General features: G+C 67.2%; 20 protein-coding genes and 1 pseudogene. 4 read left to right on the forward strand and 17 right to left on the reverse strand.

Annotated elements, in window-relative coordinates; translation table 11 throughout:
• Positions 1 to 107: 107 nt before the first annotated feature.
• Entirely contained in the window at positions 108 to 1,529 is a 1,422-nt protein-coding gene (locus B4L26_RS03125) for a carotenoid oxygenase family protein (protein ID WP_290715711.1), read from the reverse strand.
• An 80-nt stretch (positions 1,530 to 1,609) separates the two neighbouring features.
• Between B4L26_RS03125 and B4L26_RS03130 the strand changes: the two genes are divergently transcribed.
• The 4 genes from B4L26_RS03130 to B4L26_RS03145 all read left to right on the forward strand — a co-directional run bounded on the left by B4L26_RS03130 (position 1,610) and on the right by B4L26_RS03145 (position 4,318).
• Complete coding sequence (locus B4L26_RS03130; protein WP_290715713.1) at positions 1,610 to 2,179, forward strand: TetR/AcrR family transcriptional regulator; 570 nt, start codon at positions 1,610 to 1,612, stop codon at positions 2,177 to 2,179.
• A 116-nt stretch (positions 2,180 to 2,295) separates the two neighbouring features.
• Complete coding sequence (locus tag B4L26_RS03135; protein WP_290715717.1) at positions 2,296 to 2,484, forward strand: hypothetical protein; 189 nt, start codon at positions 2,296 to 2,298, stop codon at positions 2,482 to 2,484.
• Between the two features lie 110 nt (positions 2,485 to 2,594).
• The gene (locus B4L26_RS03140) at positions 2,595 to 3,452 is read left to right on the forward strand and encodes an alpha/beta hydrolase family esterase (protein ID WP_290715719.1); all 858 of its coding nucleotides are present in this window, start codon (positions 2,595 to 2,597) and stop codon (positions 3,450 to 3,452) included.
• A gap of 50 nt (positions 3,453 to 3,502) precedes the next feature.
• Positions 3,503 to 4,318 (forward strand): alpha/beta hydrolase family esterase, encoded by an 816-nt coding sequence (locus tag B4L26_RS03145; RefSeq protein ID WP_290715721.1) that lies wholly within the window; start codon positions 3,503 to 3,505, stop codon positions 4,316 to 4,318.
• Positions 4,319 to 4,396: 78 nt separating this feature from the next.
• Here the strand turns inward: B4L26_RS03145 and B4L26_RS03150 are convergent, their stop codons facing one another.
• From B4L26_RS03150 to infB, 16 genes and pseudogenes are all read right to left on the reverse strand, one after another.
• Positions 4,397 to 5,173 carry an ABC transporter permease gene (locus B4L26_RS03150; protein WP_290715724.1) on the reverse strand — a complete coding sequence of 259 codons (777 nt, stop codon included), beginning with the start codon at positions 5,171 to 5,173 and terminating at the stop codon, positions 4,397 to 4,399.
• Positions 5,170 to 5,904 carry an ABC transporter ATP-binding protein gene (locus B4L26_RS03155; RefSeq protein ID WP_290715726.1) on the reverse strand — a complete coding sequence of 245 codons (735 nt, stop codon included), beginning with the start codon at positions 5,902 to 5,904 and terminating at the stop codon, positions 5,170 to 5,172. Before B4L26_RS03155 ends, B4L26_RS03150 begins: the two co-directional genes overlap by 4 nt.
• Complete coding sequence (locus B4L26_RS03160; protein ID WP_290715728.1) at positions 5,901 to 6,371, reverse strand: hypothetical protein; 471 nt, start codon at positions 6,369 to 6,371, stop codon at positions 5,901 to 5,903. Before B4L26_RS03160 ends, B4L26_RS03155 begins: the two co-directional genes overlap by 4 nt.
• 73 nt (positions 6,372 to 6,444) lie before the next feature.
• Positions 6,445 to 6,948: a hypothetical protein gene (locus B4L26_RS03165; protein ID WP_290715731.1), complete on the reverse strand. Its 504-nt coding sequence runs from the start codon at positions 6,946 to 6,948 to the stop codon at positions 6,445 to 6,447.
• Between the two features lie 72 nt (positions 6,949 to 7,020).
• Positions 7,021 to 8,849, reverse strand: a pseudogene (locus B4L26_RS03170) (AMP-dependent synthetase/ligase).
• Between the two features lie 109 nt (positions 8,850 to 8,958).
• Entirely contained in the window at positions 8,959 to 10,881 is a 1,923-nt protein-coding gene (locus tag B4L26_RS03175) for an ABC transporter ATP-binding protein/permease (protein WP_290715734.1), read from the reverse strand.
• Positions 10,878 to 11,468: a hypothetical protein gene (locus B4L26_RS03180; protein ID WP_290715736.1), complete on the reverse strand. Its 591-nt coding sequence runs from the start codon at positions 11,466 to 11,468 to the stop codon at positions 10,878 to 10,880. Before B4L26_RS03180 ends, B4L26_RS03175 begins: the two co-directional genes overlap by 4 nt.
• A 28-nt stretch (positions 11,469 to 11,496) precedes the next feature.
• Positions 11,497 to 12,390, reverse strand: a complete 894-nt coding sequence (locus B4L26_RS03185; protein ID WP_290715738.1) for an acyl-CoA thioesterase — start codon at positions 12,388 to 12,390, stop codon at positions 11,497 to 11,499.
• Between the two features lie 23 nt (positions 12,391 to 12,413).
• On the reverse strand, positions 12,414 to 13,316 hold the full coding sequence (truB, locus tag B4L26_RS03190; RefSeq protein WP_290715741.1) for a tRNA pseudouridine(55) synthase TruB: 903 nt from the start codon (positions 13,314 to 13,316) through the stop codon (positions 12,414 to 12,416).
• A 10-nt stretch (positions 13,317 to 13,326) separates the two neighbouring features.
• Positions 13,327 to 13,998 (reverse strand): 4'-phosphopantetheinyl transferase family protein, encoded by a 672-nt coding sequence (locus tag B4L26_RS03195; RefSeq protein ID WP_290715757.1) that lies wholly within the window; start codon positions 13,996 to 13,998, stop codon positions 13,327 to 13,329.
• Between the two features lie 47 nt (positions 13,999 to 14,045).
• Positions 14,046 to 15,026 (reverse strand): metallophosphoesterase family protein, encoded by a 981-nt coding sequence (locus B4L26_RS03200; RefSeq protein WP_290715743.1) that lies wholly within the window; start codon positions 15,024 to 15,026, stop codon positions 14,046 to 14,048.
• 42 nt (positions 15,027 to 15,068) lie between these two features.
• Entirely contained in the window at positions 15,069 to 15,836 is a 768-nt protein-coding gene (locus B4L26_RS03205; RefSeq protein WP_290715746.1) for an esterase/lipase family protein, read from the reverse strand.
• 50 nt (positions 15,837 to 15,886) lie between these two features.
• Positions 15,887 to 17,182: an MATE family efflux transporter gene (locus B4L26_RS03210; RefSeq protein ID WP_290715748.1), complete on the reverse strand. Its 1,296-nt coding sequence runs from the start codon at positions 17,180 to 17,182 to the stop codon at positions 15,887 to 15,889.
• On the reverse strand, positions 17,170 to 18,132 hold the full coding sequence (locus B4L26_RS03215; protein WP_290715751.1) for a DHH family phosphoesterase: 963 nt from the start codon (positions 18,130 to 18,132) through the stop codon (positions 17,170 to 17,172). The genes B4L26_RS03210 and B4L26_RS03215 overlap by 13 nt, the downstream gene beginning before the upstream one ends.
• Positions 18,129 to 18,569 carry a 30S ribosome-binding factor RbfA gene (gene rbfA / locus B4L26_RS03220; RefSeq protein WP_290715753.1) on the reverse strand — a complete coding sequence of 147 codons (441 nt, stop codon included), beginning with the start codon at positions 18,567 to 18,569 and terminating at the stop codon, positions 18,129 to 18,131. The genes B4L26_RS03215 and rbfA overlap by 4 nt, the downstream gene beginning before the upstream one ends.
• 45 nt (positions 18,570 to 18,614) lie before the next feature.
• A partial coding sequence (gene infB, locus B4L26_RS03225) for a translation initiation factor IF-2 (RefSeq protein ID WP_290715755.1) occupies positions 18,615 to 20,030 on the reverse strand: 1,416 nt, incomplete at its 5' end.

The raw sequence follows: 20,030 nt of genomic DNA on the forward strand, positions 1-20,030 counted from the left end.
CACTCCTCCGCTTCCCCGCAGCAATACAGCCCCGGTGTCTCACCACCATGCTGCCAATCGCCGAATCGCTGATGGATTGCCGAAACGGTGAGGGGGTTGGTGCGCCCCTACGACGCGGCGGGCACGAAGGTGCCGTGGAATCCCATGGGGATGTGATTGGTCAGTTCGGCTGATGCAATCGGACCGTCGGCCAGGTGCTCGGCGTCGAGGACCAACAGCCGCGACCGTGCTTCGTCGGCGAGATGTTCGACGCTGAGCAGCCAGCCGCCACCGTCGGTCTCGGGATCGGGTGCGAAGAGCGGCTCGCAAATGGTGTTGCCGGCGGCGACGGTGAACATGTCCTGCCTACCGGTCGCGTGATCGAGGCTGACCAGTGAGTCCGGTTCCCCGCCGGGCAGCGACGACGCGGCCACATACGTGGTCGGGTGAGCCCGAGTGGCGAACCGCTGGTCCAGCTGCGGGAACTCGCACTCGACGTCGGCGAGGTGTTCGTGGGTGACCCGGTTCCCGGTGATGCGCAAGCGCTCCATGCGCCCCCCGAAGGCCGCGGCGACGTTGTTCTCGTAGTCGCGGAGGGCCTCGTTGAACGGATCCCACGCCTGCGAGGTGGGATGTGCGACGAACTCGACGACGACGTCGCCGTTCTCCTCCCACGCGTTGGCGTTGTGGAAGTGGAACAGCGCCTCGGTGTCGACGACCCGCGGCTTGCCGCCGTCACGCGGCACGAGCACGACGCGCGTGCCCTGCTTCTCCTCGAAGCTCAAGCAGTGGTCCATCGAGTCCAGCCCGAGCGCCGCCGTGATCGGTCGGCTGAAGACGATGGGGTCGATGAGGAACACCAGGTAGTGCTCGGTGAGGGCGAAGTCGTGGCACAGCACCGGCCGCGACAACTTGACCGGCGCCAAGACCTTCATCCGGCCGTGCGCATCGCGGCAGAACGTGCGCAGCATCGGCCGCGGGAACATCTCCAACCCGAAGTTGAACATCTCCCCCGTTGCGACGTCGATCTTCGGGTGCGCAGAGAAGGCACCCATGTGCTTGAGTGTGCCGTCGAAGGTCTCGGTCCCGCGGGTCTCCAGTGTCTCCGGGTCGATCCGATACGGCCGACCGCCCTCCCACAATGAGAACAGTCCGTTGGCGTGCGAGACGATGTTGGTGTTCGACACGTTGGACGGCATCCGGAAGACATTGCCGAGGAAGCCGCCCAAGCGCTGCGTGCCGATCCCGCGACCGATCCACGTCGACGATGCCATGGCGAAGTGCTTGGTGCGCACATACCGGTTGCGGAAGGAAACGCCGTCGTCGGAGAACTCGAAGCGGGAGATCATCCCGTCACCGTCGAAGATGTGGCCGAATCGCAGCTCCCCGACTTTCAGCCTTCCGGGGCCGATCCGGTACAGCACGCCGCGCAAAGACGCGGGAATTGCGCCGTGGACCTCCTCGACGCGGTAGTCGAACTCCTCCTCTTGGGCATCCCAGGGGCTGGAGCCGTGTCGGCGGTCACTGTTGACGAGAGCTGGTTCGGTCATAGAACCGAGTGTTGCACAGATGAGACATTCTGTCGCTGATTTGTCTCAAATTTTTTTTCGCACCAGGTAGAGTCCCCGCTGTGGACGAACAACGCCTGATCGACGGGGCCCTCTCGGTGATCGCCGACACCGGTCTACGGAACCTGACACTGGCCTCAGTCGCCACCCACTCCGGAGTAAGCCGGGCGTCGGTCTACCGCACGTTCGAGAACCGGTCGGCGCTCATCGACGCCGTCGTCGCCCACGAGCTCGCGACGATGGAATCCATCCTGAGTTCACGCCTGCGCTTCGCCGACGACGCGTCGTCAACCGTCCGCGCCGTGGTACGCGAAGTGCTGGCCTACTTCGACGAGCGCCCCGCCATCCGCGCGATCCTGCGCCACGACGGCCCCGACATGCTGCCCTTTCTCATCGACCAGGGCGACGAGGGACGCGAAGCCGGCCACCCCAACCTGATCGCCATGGTCACCGCGGTCGTGCTACCACACGTCGCGGATACCCCCGTGGCCCCGGCCCTGCGCCCCGACCCGCCGCGCGCCGTCGAGCACCTGGTCCGCGTGGTGTTCACCCACTTCCTCATCCCGCCGTCGAATTGCTCGCACGCCGACGTCGCCCAATTGGTCGCCGACGCCATCGTCAACCCCGGTTGAGACGACGGCCCAGCGAACAGAAAAGTCCGAATTGCCCTTTAATGGGTCGCAGGGCAGGGGTAGCATTTCCAGCCTCATCCCCGTGTCCGGATGGCCGGGATTGTCAGGAGGCCACCATGCATTCACTTCGTCGCACGATCGCCGTTGCCTTTGCCGCTACCCTGGGAGCGGCGTCCATCGTCCTTCTCCAGCAGGTCTCACCCACCGACGAGGCCGCGGCGCGCACGACGGTCCACAACGCCTCGTGCTACTGGTATTACAACTGCGACAGCAACAACAACTGCGAGTGGCAGTACATCTGCTGACGATCACCGACGGACCTGAATAGCCAAGCCCAACCGTCAAGTTCCACGGCGCGCTGGCAGCGGCGCGGGTGGTTTCGAGGGATTGCTCAGCCACACGATAAGATCGCCCGATGCGATTCACCATGAAAGCCGCTGCAGCGCTGATCGGTTCGATCATCGTCGCCGGCCTCCTCGGCACTGCGCCGGCGCCTGCTCGGGTCGACAGCGCAACGGTGCAGCTCGGCGGTCGGAGCTACGAGCTCTTCCGACCCGCCGGCCTCCTGCAGCCCACCCCGCTGGTCGTCGTGCTCCACGGTGCCGGCGGAACCGGTAAGCAACTGGAGCGCTCCCTCGGGTGGGACGCACGGGCCCAGGCGAACCGCTTCACCGTCGCCTACCCCAACGGCGTGGGCCGGAACTGGAACGCCGGCCTCTGCTGTGGGCAGGCGGCCAGGTCCAACATCAACGACGTCGGGTTTATCGAACAGGTCGTCAATGACGTGTCCACGCGGACCCTGATCGACCGCCAACACGTCTTCGTCACGGGGATGTCCAACGGCGCGATGATGGCGCTGCGGATGGTGTGCCAGACAGCAACGTTCCGCGGCGCGGCCTCGGTGGCGGGCACGCTCGTCACGTCCTGCCCCCGGCAGGCCTCGGTGCTGCAGATCCACGGCACGGCCGACCCGAACGTCCACTACAACGGCAGCCGGGGCACCGGGCCGAACCGCGTCCGCGGAGAGGCAATCCAATCGGTCGACGCCCACTTCCGCCAAGTGGACCTCTGTCCCCCGCCACAGGTGACTCGCAAGGGTGCGGTCGTGACGTCGACGGCCGTGTGCCCGTTCGGCCGCGTCGTCCAACTGGTCACCGTCGAAGGCATGGGCCACCGGTGGCCGGGCTCGACCTACCAGCTGCCCAATGCGGGCCCGACGACCAACGCGATCAACGCGACCGACACCGCTTGGCGCTTCTTCAGCCGGCTGTAGCGATCGGGCTTAAGCGATAGTGCTGTAGCGACAGAACAGGGGCTTTCTTCATGATCCGGACGAAAGCTGTTGCGGGAGTGGTCGGTTCGGCCATCATGCTCCTGAGCCTGGGCACCTCGACTGCGCAGGCCCAGCGCGAAAAGTCCACCGAGCGGATCGGTAGCCGGTCCTACGAACTGTTCCAACCGTCCGGACTGGCCGACGCCCCGCTCGTCGTCGTCCTCCACGGCGGTTTCGGTTCCGGTCGTCAGGCGCAGCGCGCCTACGGGTGGGATGCCAAGGCACGTGCAGGTGGTTTCGTCGTCGCCTTCCCCAACGGTGTGGGGAACTCCTGGAACGCCGGGAACTGTTGCGGTCGGGCGTCGCAGCAAGGCGTCGACGACGTCGCATTCCTCCGCGCGGTCGTCGACGATGCCACCCGCAAGGCACCCGTCGACCACCGCCGCGTCTTCGTGGCCGGGATGTCCAACGGCGCGATGATGGCGTTGCGCATGGCGTGCCAGACATCGGTGTTCCGCGGCGCGGCCTCGGTGGCGGGCACCCTCGTCACCTCCTGCGACCAACCCGCGTCGGTGCTGCAGATCCACGGCACGGCCGACCGGAACGTCCCCTACGACGGTGGGCGCGGATCCGGATTCGCCCGGGTCGACGGTGAGGCCATCCCAGCCATCGATGCGCGCTTCCGCCGCCTTGACGCCTGCCCCGCGCCCGCCGTGTCGCGCAGCGGCAAGGTCACGACCTCAAGGGCCGACTGTCCGTCGGGCCGCAAGGTCGAACTCATCACCGTCGAGCGCATGGGTCACCAGTGGCCGTCATCCCCGATCAACGCCACCGACGCCATCTGGCGGTACTTCAGCGCGTTGTAGAACGACAACTGCTACAGATTCTTGCAACCGCTACGGTTGCAAACGCAGCTGTTGTGAGATTCGGTAGCCGATGTGCACTCAGTCACCGGGCACATCGCGCAACACCAGCCGCGCCACGCCGATGCCGAACACGACGACCGCGATCGCGGCGAAGTAGGCCATCGACCCGTTGGGCCCGCCGAAGGGGCTGTCGAAGGTCGGCGATTGTCCGGCGCCCATCTCCCCGTTCTTGAACGGCGCGAAACGCTGCAGGAGGATGCCGAAGTCGCCGGGGACGAACCCGACGAATACCTCGACGCCCCACTTCCACAACAGCAACAGCATGATCGCGACGCCGGGGCGCGGGATCAGCATGGACACACCGAGTGCGAGGGCGACGATGAGAAACGCGAGCACCGGCGTTCCGACGAGGAGCCGCAGACCGGCCGCCTCCCACGGATTCACCCGGTTCCAGACGTCGGGGAAGACCTTGGGCAGGACCAACATGATCGCCAGGGTGGTCGCGAAGACGGTCGCCGACGCGATCGTGCCGAAAACAATGAGCTTGGCGACGGGGAGCAGCCATCGCGGTGGCGCGATCGAAAACACGGTCTCGGCGGTGCGGTCCTTGAACTCGCCGCAATACGACGTCACCGCACCGGCCATCATGATGAACGTCGAGAACACGATGACCCAGTAGGCGGCGTTGTCGGTATCCATACCACCCGAACCGTTGATCTTGTTCAGCTGGGCGGCGACGGCAAGACCGGCGTTCAGACCGAACGGGATGAGGATCGCGAGCGGGACCAGGGCGTAGAACAGCGGGCTGCGCCACGACAGCTTGGCCAGCTCCGAGCGGATCGATCGCAGGATCACCGCGACCCCCGTGCGGTGTATTCGACACTGCCCCTGGTGATCTCCAGATACGCCGACTCGAGGCGTCGGGGTCCCGACCCCAACGCGAGCGTGTCGTCGCGGCTAGCGCTCGAGAGAACCGTGCCGCGGCCCATGATGTAGATCCACGACGCGGTGACCTCGACCTCGCCGAGGCTGTGCGAGGCGACGAGGACCGTCTTGCTACGGGCGGCCAGTCGCGCGAACAGCTCGCGCAGCCACAAGATGCCCTCGACGTCGAGACCGTTGGCGGGTTCGTCGAGTACCAGCGTCTTGGGGTCGGCCAGCAGCGCCGACGCGATCCCGAGGCGCTGCAGCATCCCGAGGGAGAATCCCCCGACCAGCCGTGTCGCCGCGGATTCCAGGCCCACTTCGGCCAGTACGCTCTCGACGTCGTCGACGCCGATCCCGGCCAGACGGGCCTGCCAGCGCAGATGCTGACGGGCGGTGTGCTTGGGATAGCGGGCGGCGGCACTCAGCGAGAAGCCGATCTCGCGTTTGAGGTCGCGGTGTGCGCGCAGCGGTGCGCCGTTGATGGTGATGTCACCGGAATCGGGTTTGGCCAAGCCGGCAATCAATCGCATCACCGTCGTCTTCCCCGCGCCGTTCGGGCCGAGCAGGTAGGTCACTCCACCCGGCTGCGCTCGAACCGACACATCGTCGACGGCGGTCGTGGCCCCGTAGGTCTTGGTGACCCCGACGACGTCGATCACACGAACTTGGCGGGCATACCGTTGGCCGCGCCGTTGGCCTTCCAGTTGTACTTCCACAGGCCGCCCTCGCGGACGTAGAAGTAAGTGAAGCTCTGAGCCGGGAAGCCGGCCATCGACCCCTGGAAGTGGGCCGTCATCTTGTTGCCGTCGACGATCAGCGAGGTGACGTCGCCCTTCATCGAGAAGAAGTCGTACTGGCGCGAGAGCCCGATCATGCGCTCGAGCTCCCCCTTGTTCGCCTGCCCGTTGACCGACACCTCGAGTTTCGGCCCGATCGGAATGTTCGGGTTCATGAACGCCGCGTAGGACTTCTTCACCTCGAGCTTGGAGGGGACGTCGGAGCGCATGAACAGGTCGGCCGCCTTGGCACCGCGAACCGTGACATCGGCCTGAGCCGGCGCAGCAAGACCGGCCGCGACGATCAGAGCGAACAGGACGGAACTGATGAGCTTCGTAATCGTGGACATGGCCCGAGCCTAATAATCGCCGGTTTGGTTAGTCAAACCTAAGTCAGGCTCGTCTGTGTGGGCTTCCCCGCACTCAGTAGCCGAAGTCAGGGTCGCCCAGACACTTCAGCTCCTGGCACGTCCGCTTCCAATCGAACTTCCAGAGCCCGTCGTCACGCCGGTAGTGGTAGGTGTACGTCGACGCGGGTACGCCGACCATGACCCCGGCGATCCGGGCCGACGCACGGTCGTCGCGGAACTTGACCGGGCCGACGACGCGGCCCGACAGGGTCAGATAGTCGTGCGTCGGCGATGGTGTGAACAACCGCCGCAGCGCCGGCTTGGCCTTTTCGCCGTTGAACGACGCCTTGACCTTCGCCTCGAACGGGATCTTCGGACTCCAGACGGCGACGAACTGCCGTTCCATCTCACTGGCACTCGGTTGCTCGGAGCGGACGAAAAGATCCGATTCGGTCGCATCACGCGCCGCGACATCCGCTGAGGCGGAGGGTGCGACACCCGGGATCAACATCAATCCCAGGATCACGACCGCTGCGGCGACTGCGCCCGGTGCCATGCCACGGGTTAGCCTGCGCATGAGCCCGATGCTAGGGACGACTCGCGCAACCGTCAACGTGATTCACGTCGACGTCCGCCCATTCCGACACCGTTATCGCAGGTCAACGACCCCAACGCCAGGAGGATCGGAATACAGTCCGACGATCTCGTCGGCGTACTTCGCGTTGATCGGGTTGCGCTTGAGCTTCATCGTCGGGGTCAGTTCATCGCCGCCCGGCTCCCACGGATCCGCAACGATCGTGAACCGCTTCACCTGCTCGACGCGCGACAGCTTCGCATTGCCCGCAACGACCGCGGCCTTCACCTCCGCGACCACCTCCGGGTGGGCGGAAATGGCGGACAGGTCAGTCGCATCCAAGCCGTGCTGGTGGGCCTTCACCGCGGCCATGTCGGGATCGAGGACCACCAGCGCCGTCACGTAGGGCTTACCGTCGCCGAGGGCGACGATCTGGCCGATCAGCGGTGAGACCGCCTTGATGGCGTTCTCGATGTTGGTGCCAGGTTCTTGCCCGACTCGCTGATGAGCAGTTCCTTCTTGCGGTCGACGATCTTGACGTTGCCATCGGCCCGGATCTCGGCGATGTCACCGGTCGCCAACCACCCGTCGGCGTCGATCGTCTCTGCCGTTTTCTCCGGCTGGTTGCGGTAACCGGCCATGACCACCGGTCCGCGGACGAACAGTTCGCCGTCATCGCCGAGCTTGACCTCGACACCGGGAATCGGTCGGCCCACGGTGCCGATGGCCAGGTTGTCCGGCGAGGTGAGCGTCGACGCGCCCGTCGACTCCGACATGCCCCACACTTCGTAGACCGGGATCCCGAGAGCCAGGAAGAAGCGCAGCACCTCCGGCGGGATCGACGCCGCACCCGACACCGCGTACCGCATCGTGTCCATGCCGATCGCCCCGCGGATTTTGGAGAGTACGAGCTTGTCGGCGAGGCCGTATTGGATGCCCAGCAGGCCCGACGGCGACTTGCCGTCCAGGCGCAGCCCGGCGACCTGGTCGCCGACACCGAATGCCCAGCCGGCCAAGGCCTTCTTGACACCACTCTGCTCTTCGGCGAGCTTGGCCTCGATGCCCGCTTTCAGCTTCTGCCACACCCGCGGCACACCGAAGAACGTCGTAGGTCGAGCATCGGGCAGGGCCGCGGCGATGGCCCGCGGGTCCGGCTCGCAGGTGATCATCAGCCCGCGGATCATGTTGGTGCAATGGGTGGCCACCCGGTCGGCGATGTGGGCAGCCGGCAGGTAGGACAGCAACCGGTCGTCGAAGCCGACGTCTTTGATGATGTCGGTGAGTGCTGCCAACTCGGCGATGATGTTGCGGTGGGTGATCTCGACGCCCTTGGGCGGGCCGGTGGTGCCCGACGTGTAGATCAGCGTCGCGAGGTCCGACGGCTCGACGGCGCGCCAGCTGGCCTCGAAGTCGAAGCCCGCCGGTGGCGCCGTCGCCTCCACGTCGGCCAGCGGCGTCGTGCCGTCCCCGCCGTCGACGCTCACGACCGTCCTGACGTCGGACTTGGCGGCGGTGATCAGCGGCAAGAACACCTTCTCGGTGATGACCACGGTGTTGGTGGCATTGCTGAAGAGGTATTCAATCTGCTCGGGCGAGCTGGTGTTGTAAATCGAGAACGGTGTGGCACCCAAGTGCAGGACGGCGGTGTCGACGAGGTGGAACTCGGGCCGGTTGGTCAGCATGATCCCGACGGTGTCGCCGCGTTTCACACCCAGCCCGGCCAGGCCCTCGGCGATCGCGCGCACGCGCTCGCCGTACTGCTTCCAGGTGATCTGAACGCCCCCGCCCACGGTCCGCAGCGCAACACCGTCCGGGCGCAGTTTGATGGTCTCCTGAAATCCTTCCGGCAGCGTCGAAATGCCCTTGCCGGAGGCATGCGGGAACGTGATCAGTTCGTCGGCCATGGCCAATCCCCTTGTGATTGTCGGTGAGTTGAGGTCACCGTAGCCGCTCATCGCGGCGTCGGGACCGGTTCCGAAGGACAAAGAGTAAAGAGTCGGTAATGCGCGCGCGCTAGACGGGGACCGCGATGTCGGTCAACTCCCAGCCACCCTCGCCGAGCAGCTCCAGCATCTTGGTGTGATGACGCTCGGTTGTACTGCGGTGGCTGATCGACACGACGATCGTCTCGGGCAGCCGCGTCCGGATCAGCTTGTACAGCGAGTACTCCAGCCCCTCGTCAACGGCCGAGGTGGCCTCGTCGAGGAACACGACCTTCGGCTGGGACAACAGGATGCGGGCAAACGCCACGCGTTGCTGCTCACCCGGGGATAGGACTTTCGCCCAGTATTCGTCCTCGTCGAGGCGCTCCACCAGGTGCGGCAACGACACGTCGACGAGGATCTGGTGCAACTCCTCCTCGCTGAAGTCCGACGGCGGCGCCGGGTACGTCAGCACCGAGCGCAGGTCGGCCAGCGGCAGGTACGGCACCTGCGAGAGGAACAGCGTGTCGGTGCCCGGCGGCCGGGTGAAGGTGCCCTCCGAGTAGGGCCACAGGCCCGACAGCCCGCGGAACAGCGTTGTCTTCCCGCTGCCCGAGCGACCCTTCACCACTAGTGCCTCACCTGGGACCAGGCGCAGGGACAGATCGTCGACGAGGATCTCGCCGTCGGGCTTGCGGATCTGCACGTCGTCGAGTCCCACGTCGACGCCGTCGGCGGTCGCGATCGTCGGCAGGTGGCGCGCCTTCTCGTCGGCGTCGCGCAACCCGTCGAGACGGATGATCGAGGCACGGAACGCGGTGAAGTCGTCGTACATGAGTCGGAAGAACGACAGCGCGTCGCTGAGGTTGCCGAACGCCGACGCGGTCTGGTTGAGCTGCCCGAAGCTGACGCTGCCGGCGAAGAAGCGGTTCGCCTGCACGAGGAACGGCAGGACCACCGACGTCTGACTGACCGTGAGGTTCCAGCCGGAGAACAACAGCGTCCGGTGGATGATGTTCCAGTAGTTCTTGATGACCTGGTCGAAGCGATCCATCAAGCCGCGGTGTTCGACCTCCTCGCCCGAGTACAGGGCGATGTTCTCCGCGTTCTCGCGCACACGCACCAGGGCGAAACGGAAGTTCGCGGTGAGGCGCTCGCGCAGGAAGTTCAGCCGGATCAACGGCCGCCCGATCCAGAAGGCGACGACCGAGGCCAAGAAGACGAACATCATCAGCAGGTAGACCATCGCATGGCCGAGGTGGAACCCGAAGATCACCATCGGGCCCGACAGGCCCCACAGCATGATCGTGAAGGTCACCATCGTGACGATCGCCGGGATGATGCCGCCGGTCGCCGAGCCGCCGCTACTGAAGACGAACTGTCGCGTCCAGGTCACCAGCGTGGTGATGTCGGCCTCGATGCGCTGGTCGGGGTTGTCCACGCCGGCGGTGAGTTCTCCGCCGCTGTCCTCGATGGGCACGAACCGGTTGCGATAGAAGGCGCGATCGGCCAGCCAATCGTCGGTCACGTTCTCGGTCAGCCACGTGCGCATCTTCACGGCGAAGGCGGCGCCGAACCACACCTCGACCAGCGTGCGCACGACGTGGATGGTGGCGAGCAGCGCGAAGATCGCCATCGACTTCCAGAACGCATCCTTGGCCACGTCGATCGCCCCGGCGCGCGCCGGATCCGACGCTGGCTTGCCCAGCGCCGACGCGCCGTCCTGGATGGCGTTGTACATGTCCAGGCCCTGGTAGGTGAACAGCACGTTGAGACGCACGCCGAAGATCGCGAGCAGCAGCAGGATCACGACCAGCAGCCACGTCATCGGGGCAATCCGGCGCTCGGTGAAGAAGCCGCCGGTCACCCGCCAGTACTGACGGCCCCACTTGGTGTAGCGCGCCAGCAGCGCCCCCACCACGACCAACCCGGCCAACGACGCTGCGGAGACCCACAGCGTCCAGCCAATCGTCTTGACCAGCTCATTGCCCCAGTCGAGGCTTCCGCTGTTCACCGATCACCACCGATGACGATCGGGACGATCGCGCCGTCCTTGAGTGCTCGCGACGTCACGAACTGGGTCGCGGTGTCACCGATCCGGATGTTGTACCCGGCAGCGTCGCGCCGCACCCCGGGAAGGGTGAACGGCAGATGGCAGCGGACCGTCTTCATCTTGGAGCCCTTGCTCTTCTCGGTGACCTTCTCGACCTGCCCGAGGGTGGTGTGCAACACGTCGTCACTGTTATCGGTCCACGCGACGACCTTCGTCCCCGGCACGACCGCACCGTCGGCCGCATTGCCCGTCGAACAACTCACCGTCACCTCGCCCTTGCCGTCGAAAGTGTCGTCCTTCGCAGTGGCGGTGACCAGTGCGCCCAGCGCTATGGCGAGGAAGGCGATGATGATCCACAGCACACCGCTCAACCCGGTCAGAGCGGTGATCAGGGTACGCGTCTTCTGCTGCCACGTACGGCGGGCCAGATAAGGGCCCGGGCCCAGCCACAGCTGCGGCGGCGACGGGGCGCTCGGCGGCGTTGGCAGCGTCTGCTGCTGCGGCAGTGTCGACTGCGGCGGCAGGTTGGAATTGTCGTGCGGCTCCACGTAGCGAATCCTAGGGCAGTCGGGCGCGTCAGCTCTTGGGCGGGAAGTACTTGATCAACGCCTCCTGCACGACCGACGTCGCCAGGGTGCCGTCGAGGGTGAAGAAGCGGCCCGAGCCGATGCCGCGGGACCCGGCGGCGACCGGTGATTCCGTCGCGTAGAGCATCCACTCGTCGAAGCGGAATTCGCGGTGGAACCACATCGAGTGGTTGACGGTCGCGGCGAACAGCCGGTCGATGCCCCAGGACAGGCCGTGGGTGGTGATGATCGAGTCGAGCACCGTGGTGTCGCTGGCGTAGCACATGGCCGCGACGTGCCAGATCTGGTCATCGGGCAGCGTACCGTCGGCGCGCATCCACACGCGGTTGCGCAGCAGCTTCTCCCCCGCTTCGCGAACTTTCCACGTGGGATCGTTGGCGAAGCGGATGTCGATGGGGTGCAACGCGTTGACGAACAGGGCGATGGTGTCCTCGTAGCCCTTGAAGTGTTCGCCGAGCTCTGGCAGTTCCTCCGGGTACGGCACGGTCGGGCTGGCGATGGCGTGCTCGAGGCCGGCGGTGTTGTCCTGGTAGGCGACGAGCATCGTGAAGATGTCCTCGCCGTCCTGACGGGCGGTGACCTGGCGGTTTGCGAACGACTTGCCGTCGCGGTAGCGCTGCACGTGGTACTCCATCGGCTTGTCGACGGCGCCGCCACGGATGAAGTGGGCGTGCAGCGCGTGTACCGGCGGATTGCCGCGGGTCAGCGTGCGGGTAGCCGCCACGACACCCTGGCCGAGGAGCTGGCCACCGAAGGTGCGGGCCGTCTTCTGCTCGGGGTGCTGCCCGATGAAGACGTCTTCGTCGCGCTGCTCGACGTCGAGGAGCTCCAACAGGACGTTCAGGTCGTGGGAGCGGTCCGTCTCGGGCGCGTCGGAAGTCATGGGGACAGCCTAGGTCGTCGGCGTCACCGCAGCGTCGCCGGGCGCACCACCATCACCGAACTGGCCCGACGGCCCTTCTCCCGGACCAGGGCGATCGGGCGGTCGGACTCATCGATGACGACGTAGACATCCTTGCGGCCGATCGGTTCGAGCCATCGGCCCTGGCTGATGCCCTCGGCCTCGTCGTCGGTGATCCGCCGACGCCCAAAGGCCAGCAGCGCGGCCTCGTCGATGTGCAGGCTCAGTTCCGGCGCTGCTTCCAGTTCGGCCAGCGGGCGCGCGTGTTCCAGCGTGAACGGCCCGACGGCCGTCCGGCGCAGTGCGGTGAGGTGCCCGCCGACGCCGAGCGTTGCACCCAGGTCGCGCGCCAGGGCGCGGATGTAGGTCCCCGACGAGCAGTCGACCTCGACGTCGAGGTCGATGGTCTCGCCGCTGCGCCGCGTCTCCACGACGTCGAACCGCGACACGGTGACCGCGCGGGCCGCCAACTCGAATTCCTCGCCGTCGCGGGCCAGTGCGTGGGCCCGGCGGCCGTCGACCTTGATGGCCGACACCGTCGCGGGCACCTGCTCGATGTCGCCGGTCAGGGTGCCGATAACGGCGTCGATCTCCTCGTCGCGCACCCCGGAGGCGGGCACCGTGCGCACGACCGCGCCCTGCGCGTCGTCGGTGTCGGTGGCGACACCGAGCCGGATGGTCGCGGTGTAGGACTTCGTCGTCAGGGAGAGCAGGCCCAGGAGCTTGGTGGCCCGCTCGATCCCGACGACCAGCACGCCGGTGGCCATCGGGTCGAGGGTGCCGGCGTGCCCGACGCGGCGCGTGTTGAACGCCTTGCGGCACTTGCTGACCACGTCGTGGCTGGTGATCCCGGCGGGTTTGTCGACGACGACGAGCCCGGCGTTGTCGAGGTGGGCGTGTTCGGCCATCAGTGCTCGATCACCGCAGCGCGATCGTGGTGGTGATGAACCCGCGCGCGATCAGCCACCGTCCGGGCAGCTCGAGCAGCGGGGGCCCGCCGTCGGCCGCCGCCGGGTCGATGAGAATCCGCGAGCTGAACGTCCCGTGCGCACCACCGCCGTCGAGTTCGCCGGACTGCTCGAAGGTGATGTGCGCGTCCTCGAACCCGAGCCAGCGCCGGGTCAGCGGGAACCACGCCTTGTAGGTGGTCTCTTTGGCGCAGAACAGCAGCCGGTCCCAGTGCAGACCCTCGGGCCGGGAGGCCAGGACGTCGCGTTCTTCGGCGATGCTGGTGAGGTCGAGGACCCCGTCGGGCAATGGTTCGTGCGGCTCGGCGTCGATACCCAGCGAGCGGACCGCGAGTCCGTGGGCGACGATGGCCGCGCGATAGCCGTTGGTGTGCGTGATCGAGCCGACGATGCCGTCGGGCCACAGCGGCATATCCTTCTCGCCGCGCATGATCGGCACCGGATCGATCCCCAATTCACCCAGCGCGACGCGGGCGCAGCTGCGGGCGGTGATGAACTCTTTGCGGCGCTTCTCGACGGCCCGCCCGATGATCGACTCCTCTGCGGGCAGCGCCGTCAGCCCAGCCGGGTCACCGAAGCTCTCCGCCGATGCCACTCCGGCTGGTAGCAGCGGGTTGATCATCGTCGTCGTGCTGATACGGGGGGTGGGGCTGACGTTGGGGCCCTCTGTCACGATTGTCCCTCCTGTGTGCCCGGCGTCTGGCTGCTCTGCGTGCGCGCACGGCGTTCCTCGAGCCGTCGACGCATCGCCTCTGCGCGTTCCTGGTAGTCCGGCGGCAATTCGAACCGTGCGCCGTGGTCGTCGAGGTCGTGCGGGGTGCTGTCCGGAATGATCGCCCGCAGCAGCGGTTCGGGCAGGCCGCGGCGCTTCCACTCGCGCGGGTACCCGACGGAGACCTCCTCGAAGCGGACGCCGTCGTAGTAGGTGGTGCGCGGGATGTGCAGGTGACCGTAGACGCAGCAGGCGGCGTTGTAGCGCAGGTGCCAGTCGGCAGTGCGCTCGCTGCCGCACCACAGCGAGAACTCCGGGTACATCAGTATCTCGGTGGGCTCGCGCCGCAGCGGCCAGTGGTTGATCAACACGGTCTTCTCCGCCGGGTCGATCGTGTCGAGCCGCTCCGCGGTGCTCGCGATCCGCGACCGCGACCACGCGTCGCGGGTACCGAAGGGCTCCGGCGACAGCAGGAATTCATCGGTGGCCACCACGTTGCGCTCGCGCGCGACCGCCAGCGCCTGCAGGGCGTTGGTCGTGCCCTCCGGGCGGAAGGTGTAGTCGTAGAGCAGGAACATCGGGACCACGCGGACCGGTTCGCCGCCGTTGCCCGGGTCGAACAGCGGATAGATGTCCTCCGGCGTCACGACGCCGAGGTCGCGCGCCGCCTGCACAAGGTAGTCGTAGCGCGCTACGCCGTGGATCTGCAGCGGGTCCTTCGCCGTCGTGTACAGCTCGTGGTTGCCCGGGACCCAGATCACCTTCTCGAACCGCGCGGACAGTCGTCGCAGGACGTCGGCGATGTCGTCGACGCGCTCGGCGACATCGCCGGCGACGATCAGCCAGTCGCCGGGATCGCGGGGGTGGATGCGGTCGACGATGTGCTCGTTGCCCCGGTGGCCCACGTGCAGGTCACTGATCGCCCAGAGCGTTGCCATACCGACAATCCTGCCATGGTGCCCGCGCGGCACCCGCGCCGGTCAGTTCGGCTTCTTGTACCCGGGCGCAGTGGGCAGCATCTGGTTCTCGCCATTGAGGACGCCGTCTGGGGTGGTGACCCAGCGGCCCTTGCACTGCCCCCTCAGCGAGGCCGCGGTGGCATCCCAGATCGCCGGGGTGAGCGGCTCGGCGGTGTGGTCGAAGCCGTTGGGAATGATGTCGGGAATCGGCACCGGGGTGACCCGGCACTGCCGGCCGTCCAAGTCGCCGGTGGCGTACTCGCGGGTGCTGCGGATGCCGAAGTACACCGTGGGCTTGGGCGTGTCGATTCCGGCGTTGAGACGGTTGATGAACGGCGATCCGGGGCAGTTCTCGCGGGCGATGTCGGCGGTGCACGACGGCGGGGAGCCGTACTGTGCCGTTCCGATCGCGATGTAGGTCGCGACCTTGGCCGTGCCGCCCATCTCCTTGAGGTACCAGCGGCTGCTGATCCCGCTGATGCTGTGGCCCACGAGGGCGATCCGGTCGCCCGGATGCGCCCGTCGGGTCTGATCGACGGCAGCGGCGATCCGGCGCGCGTCGGCGCGCAGATCCTTGCCCGCAAGATTCAGGACGGTGGTCGGGAATCCGCGCGACGTCAGATTGTCGGCCATCGGCCCCATTGCGAAGCCCAGCGTCATCCCGCCCACGGACTGGCCGGGCATCAGGATGACCCGTGTCACCGGTGCGGCGTGGGCAGGAGCAGCGGTGATCAGGCCGGTCGCGGCGATGGCGGTGCCCGAGAGGACGGCGAACAGTCGTTTCATCATGCCGGTAAGGATAGCCTGCACTGAATCTACGTACCCGCCGTGGCACCCGGTCAGACGCGTACCCACTGCCCCGACCGGTAGCGCCACCACACCGCGGCGAGGCGCGCAAGCATGAACGCCAGCAGCCCGGTCCAGATCCCGGCCAGGCCCCAGCCGAAGACGTGCGACGCCCAGATCAGCGGCAAGAAGGCGCCCAGGGCTGCGGCCAGCGTCGCGGTCCGCAGGAAAGCTGCATCACCGGCACCCAGCAGCACCCCGTCGAGCGCGAACACCACGCCCGCGATCGGCAGCATGACGATGAGGAACCACCACGGCGTGCTGATCGCGGCGAGGACGTCCGGATCGTTGCCGAACATCCGCGGGATCGTCGACGACCCGATGGCCAGTCCAACGGCCACCACCACCGAGACCGCGACCGACGCGACCGTCACCTGCCGGGCCACCTCGCGCGCCCGGTCCTTCGACGCCGCACCCAGGGCGGCCCCGACCAACGACTGGGCGGCGATCGCCAGCGAGTCCAGCAGCAGGCTCAGGAACTCCCACACCTGTAGCACGACCTGGTGGGCGGCTACCGCGGCCACCGAGTAGCGGGCCGCGACGGCGGCGGCCGAGAGGAAACAGATCTGGAACGACGCACTGCGGGCGATGAGGTCGCGCGCCATCACCAGCTGGGCGCCGATGACGGCGCGGTCGGGCGCGATGCCCACGCCGGTCCGGCGCACCTCGCGCCACAGCGCCGCCCCGAACAACACGCCGGTGATCGATTGGCCGATGAGGTTGGCCCAAGCGCTCCCCTGGAGCCCTAGTCGGGGAAACGGGCCGACACCGTGCACCAGGCCCACGCACAGCACTGCCGCCACTACCAATCCGACGACGACGTTGACGACCGGCGCCCGAGTCTCCTGGACACCGCGCATCCATCCGTTACCTGCCATCGACACCAGGATCAGCGGGACGCCGAAGATTGCGATGCGCAGCCACCCCGCACCGTCGGCGGCCACCGCAGGATCGGGCACCAGCGCCCGCATCGCCCAGGGTGCCGCCACATAACCGACGGCGATGATGGCCACTCCCGTGACGACGGCGATCCACGTCGCCGCCACGCCTTCGGCTATCGCCCCGTCCCGGTCACCCTCGCCGAAACGACGGGACGCACGCGCGGTGGTGCCGTAGGCGAGAAAGGTGAGCTGGGTGCTCAGAATCGCCAGGACCAGCGTCCCGACGCCGAGTGCGGCCAGATCGGACGCGCCGAGCCGCCCGACCACCGCCAGGTCCAGCAACAGGTAGAGCGGTGGTGCGATCAGCACCACCAGGGCGGAAGCGGCGAGGACGGCTATCCGGTGCATTGCGCCAACAGCGCGGCCGTCACCTCTTCAGCCGTGCCGGTGGCGCTGTAGCCCGCCGCGCGGACGTGGCCACCACCGCCGAAGGCGCGGGCGACGACGGTGACGTCGACACCGGTCTTCGAGCGCAGCGACACATTCCACTGTCCCGGATCGGACTCCTTGAAGACTGCGGCCACCTCGGCCTCGCGGGCGGTGCGAACCAGGTCGATCAGGCTCTCCGACTCGTCCCACGCCATCGACGAGAGCAATTCGTGCGGCACCGTCGTGTAGACTAGGCCCTCGCCGTCGAACGCAGCGGGGACCAACTGGGTCGCCGCCAGGACGGCGCTGGTGACGCCGAACCACGCGAATGCATGGCTGTCGAGCAGCTGCCGACTCCATTTCGCGCCGTCGACCCCCGCCTCAAGCAGCCGTGCGGCGACGGGGAACGACGCGGGGCGTGCCCATTTGAAGGAGCCCGTGTCAGTCACCAGACCCGCATAAATGCAGGTAGCGATCGGTTCGGTGAGTTCGACGCCCAACTCGTCGACGATCTGCAGCACAAGTGCGGCAGTGCAGTCGGCCGACGCGTCGATGAAGTCGACCGAGCCGAAGCCCGTGTTGGACACGTGGTGGTCGATCACGATGCGCTGTGCCGCACCGCCGAACACCCCGGCGAGCCCCTCGAGCCGGCCCAGCGTCGCCGCGTCGACCGCCACGGCAACCGGATGCCCGATCACCGCGTCGGCATCCACGAGCAGCTCGCTGCCGGGCAGGCCGACCATCGACGCGGGTAGCGGCAGGGTGCCGGGATAGGCGACCTCCACCGTCGTCCCCAGCTCGGAAAGCGCCAGGCCGAGGCCCAAACCGCTGCCCAGCGTGTCCGGGTCGGGCCGGACGTGGCAGAGGATGGTCACCGCGTCGGCGTCGCGCAAGGCAGCTGCGACATCGGCCGCAGTCCCGACGGTCACCGGGTGGTCTCGTCCCGATACGGGTCGGCGTCGCCCGCGGGTTTCGCGTCAGCGGCCTGCCGGGCGAGCAACTCGTCATTCGCCCGGGCCCGGGCCACCAACTCCTCCATGTGCCGAGCGGTGTCGGGCACCGTGTCGAGCTGGAACGCCAGCGTCGGCGTGAACCGGACACCGGTACCGGCCCCGACGAGAGAGCGCAAATGGCCGGTGGCCTTGGCCAGTGCGGCCGCTGCGCCCTCGTAGTCGGGAGCGGCGTCGATGGTCTCACCCATCACGGTGTAGAACAGCGTCGCGTCGTGCAGATCACCCGACACCCGGGCATCGGTGATCGTGACGTGCGCCAACCTCGGGTCCTTGATCTCGCCCGAGCCGATCGCCGAGGCGACGATCGACGAGATGCGCTTGGCCAATCGGGCCGCGCGCGCCTGGTCCACCATGAGTCCAACCGCCTTCCGGCAGGAACGGCCACGACCGGGTTCCCCCTAGTCGCGTGCCTTCTCCTGCAACTCGTAGCTCTCGATGACATCGTCGACCTTGATGTCGGAGTACGTCAGGGTAAGGCCGCACTCGAAGCCCTCGCGGACCTCGGTGACATCGTCCTTCTCCCGGCGCAGCGACGAGATCGTCAGGTTCTCCGCGATCACCACGTTGTCACGCAGCAGGCGTGCCTTGGCATTGCGCTTGATCAAACCGGAGTTGACCATGCAACCGGCGATGTTGCCGACCTTCGACGACTTGAAGATGGCGCGGATCTCGGCGCGGCCGAGCTCGACCTCCTCGTAGATCGGCTTGAGCATGCCCTTGAGCGCGCTCTCGATCTCGTCGATCGCCTGGTAGATGATCGAGTAGTACCGGATGTCGACACCCTCGCGGTTGGCGAGCTCGGTGGCCTTGCCCTCGGCGCGCACGTTGAACCCGATGATGATCGCGTCGGACGCCGCAGCGAGGTTGACGTTGGTCTCCGTGACACCGCCGACGCCGCGGTCGATGACCCGCAACGACACCTCGTCGTCGATCTCGATACCGAGCAGCGCCTCTTCCAGCGCTTCGACGGTGCCCGAGTTGTCGCCCTTGAGGATCAGGTTGAGCTGGCTGGTCTCCTTGAGCGCCGAATCCAGGTCCTCGAGGCTGATCCGCTTACGGCTGCGGGCCGCCAGTGCGTTGCGCTTGCGCGCCGCGCGCCGGTCGGCGATCTGCCGGGCGGTGCGATCCTCTTCGACGACGAGCACGTTGTCGCCCGCGCCGGGCACCGACGTGAAGCCGATGACCTGGACCGGACGCGACGGGAGCGCCTCGGCGATGTCGTCGCCGTGCTCGTCGACCATGCGACGCACGCGGCCGTAGGCGTCGCCGGCGACGATCGAGTCGCCGACGCGCAGCGTGCCGCGCTGGATGAGCACGGTGGCCACCGGGCCGCGGCCACGGTCGAGGTGCGCCTCGATCGCGACACCCTGGGCGTCCTGGTCGGGATTGGCCCGCAGGTCCAGCGACGCGTCCGCCGTGAGCAGCACAGCCTCGAGCAGGGCGTCGATGTTGGTGCCCTGCTTGGCGGAGATGTCGACGAACATCGCGTCGCCGCCGTACTCCTCGGGGACCAGGCCGTACTCGGTCAGCTGGCCGCGGATCTTGCTCGGGTCCGCGCCCTCCTTGTCGATCTTGTTGACCGCAACCACGATCGGCACGTCAGCGGCCTGCGCGTGGTTCACCGCCTCGACCGTCTGCGGCATGACACCGTCATCGGCCGCGACCACGAGGATCGCGATGTCGGTGGCCTTCGCGCCGCGGGCACGCATGGCGGTGAACGCCTCGTGACCGGGGGTATCGATGAAGGTGACGAGCCGGTCTTCGCCATTGAGGCTGGTGTTCACCTGGTAGGCACCGATGTGCTGGGTGATGCC

Origin of the sequence: Gordonia sp. UBA7599, from assembly GCA_002477755.1 — a bacterium.
GTDB lineage: Bacteria > Actinomycetota > Actinomycetes > Mycobacteriales > Mycobacteriaceae > Gordonia.

Coding starts and splice junctions, on each gene's coding strand:
- B4L26_RS03185 (WP_290715738.1), bottom strand. CDS start 12,390: ATGACTTCCGACGCGCCCGAGACGGACCGCTCCCACGACCTGAACGTC.
- truB (WP_290715741.1), bottom strand. CDS start 13,316: ATGGCCGAACACGCCCACCTCGACAACGCCGGGCTCGTCGTCGTCGAC.
- B4L26_RS03205 (WP_290715746.1), bottom strand. CDS start 15,836: ATGATGAAACGACTGTTCGCCGTCCTCTCGGGCACCGCCATCGCCGCG.
- B4L26_RS03195 (WP_290715757.1), bottom strand. CDS start 13,998: ATGATCAACCCGCTGCTACCAGCCGGAGTGGCATCGGCGGAGAGCTTC.
- B4L26_RS03145 (WP_290715721.1), top strand. CDS start 3,503: ATGATCCGGACGAAAGCTGTTGCGGGAGTGGTCGGTTCGGCCATCATG.
- rbfA (WP_290715753.1), bottom strand. CDS start 18,569: ATGGTGGACCAGGCGCGCGCGGCCCGATTGGCCAAGCGCATCTCGTCG.
- B4L26_RS03135 (WP_290715717.1), top strand. CDS start 2,296: ATGCATTCACTTCGTCGCACGATCGCCGTTGCCTTTGCCGCTACCCTG.
- B4L26_RS03125 (WP_290715711.1), bottom strand. CDS start 1,529: ATGACCGAACCAGCTCTCGTCAACAGTGACCGCCGACACGGCTCCAGC.
- B4L26_RS03210 (WP_290715748.1), bottom strand. CDS start 17,182: ATGCACCGGATAGCCGTCCTCGCCGCTTCCGCCCTGGTGGTGCTGATC.
- B4L26_RS03160 (WP_290715728.1), bottom strand. CDS start 6,371: ATGTCCACGATTACGAAGCTCATCAGTTCCGTCCTGTTCGCTCTGATC.
- B4L26_RS03140 (WP_290715719.1), top strand. CDS start 2,595: ATGCGATTCACCATGAAAGCCGCTGCAGCGCTGATCGGTTCGATCATC.
- B4L26_RS03200 (WP_290715743.1), bottom strand. CDS start 15,026: ATGGCAACGCTCTGGGCGATCAGTGACCTGCACGTGGGCCACCGGGGC.
- B4L26_RS03165 (WP_290715731.1), bottom strand. CDS start 6,948: ATGCGCAGGCTAACCCGTGGCATGGCACCGGGCGCAGTCGCCGCAGCG.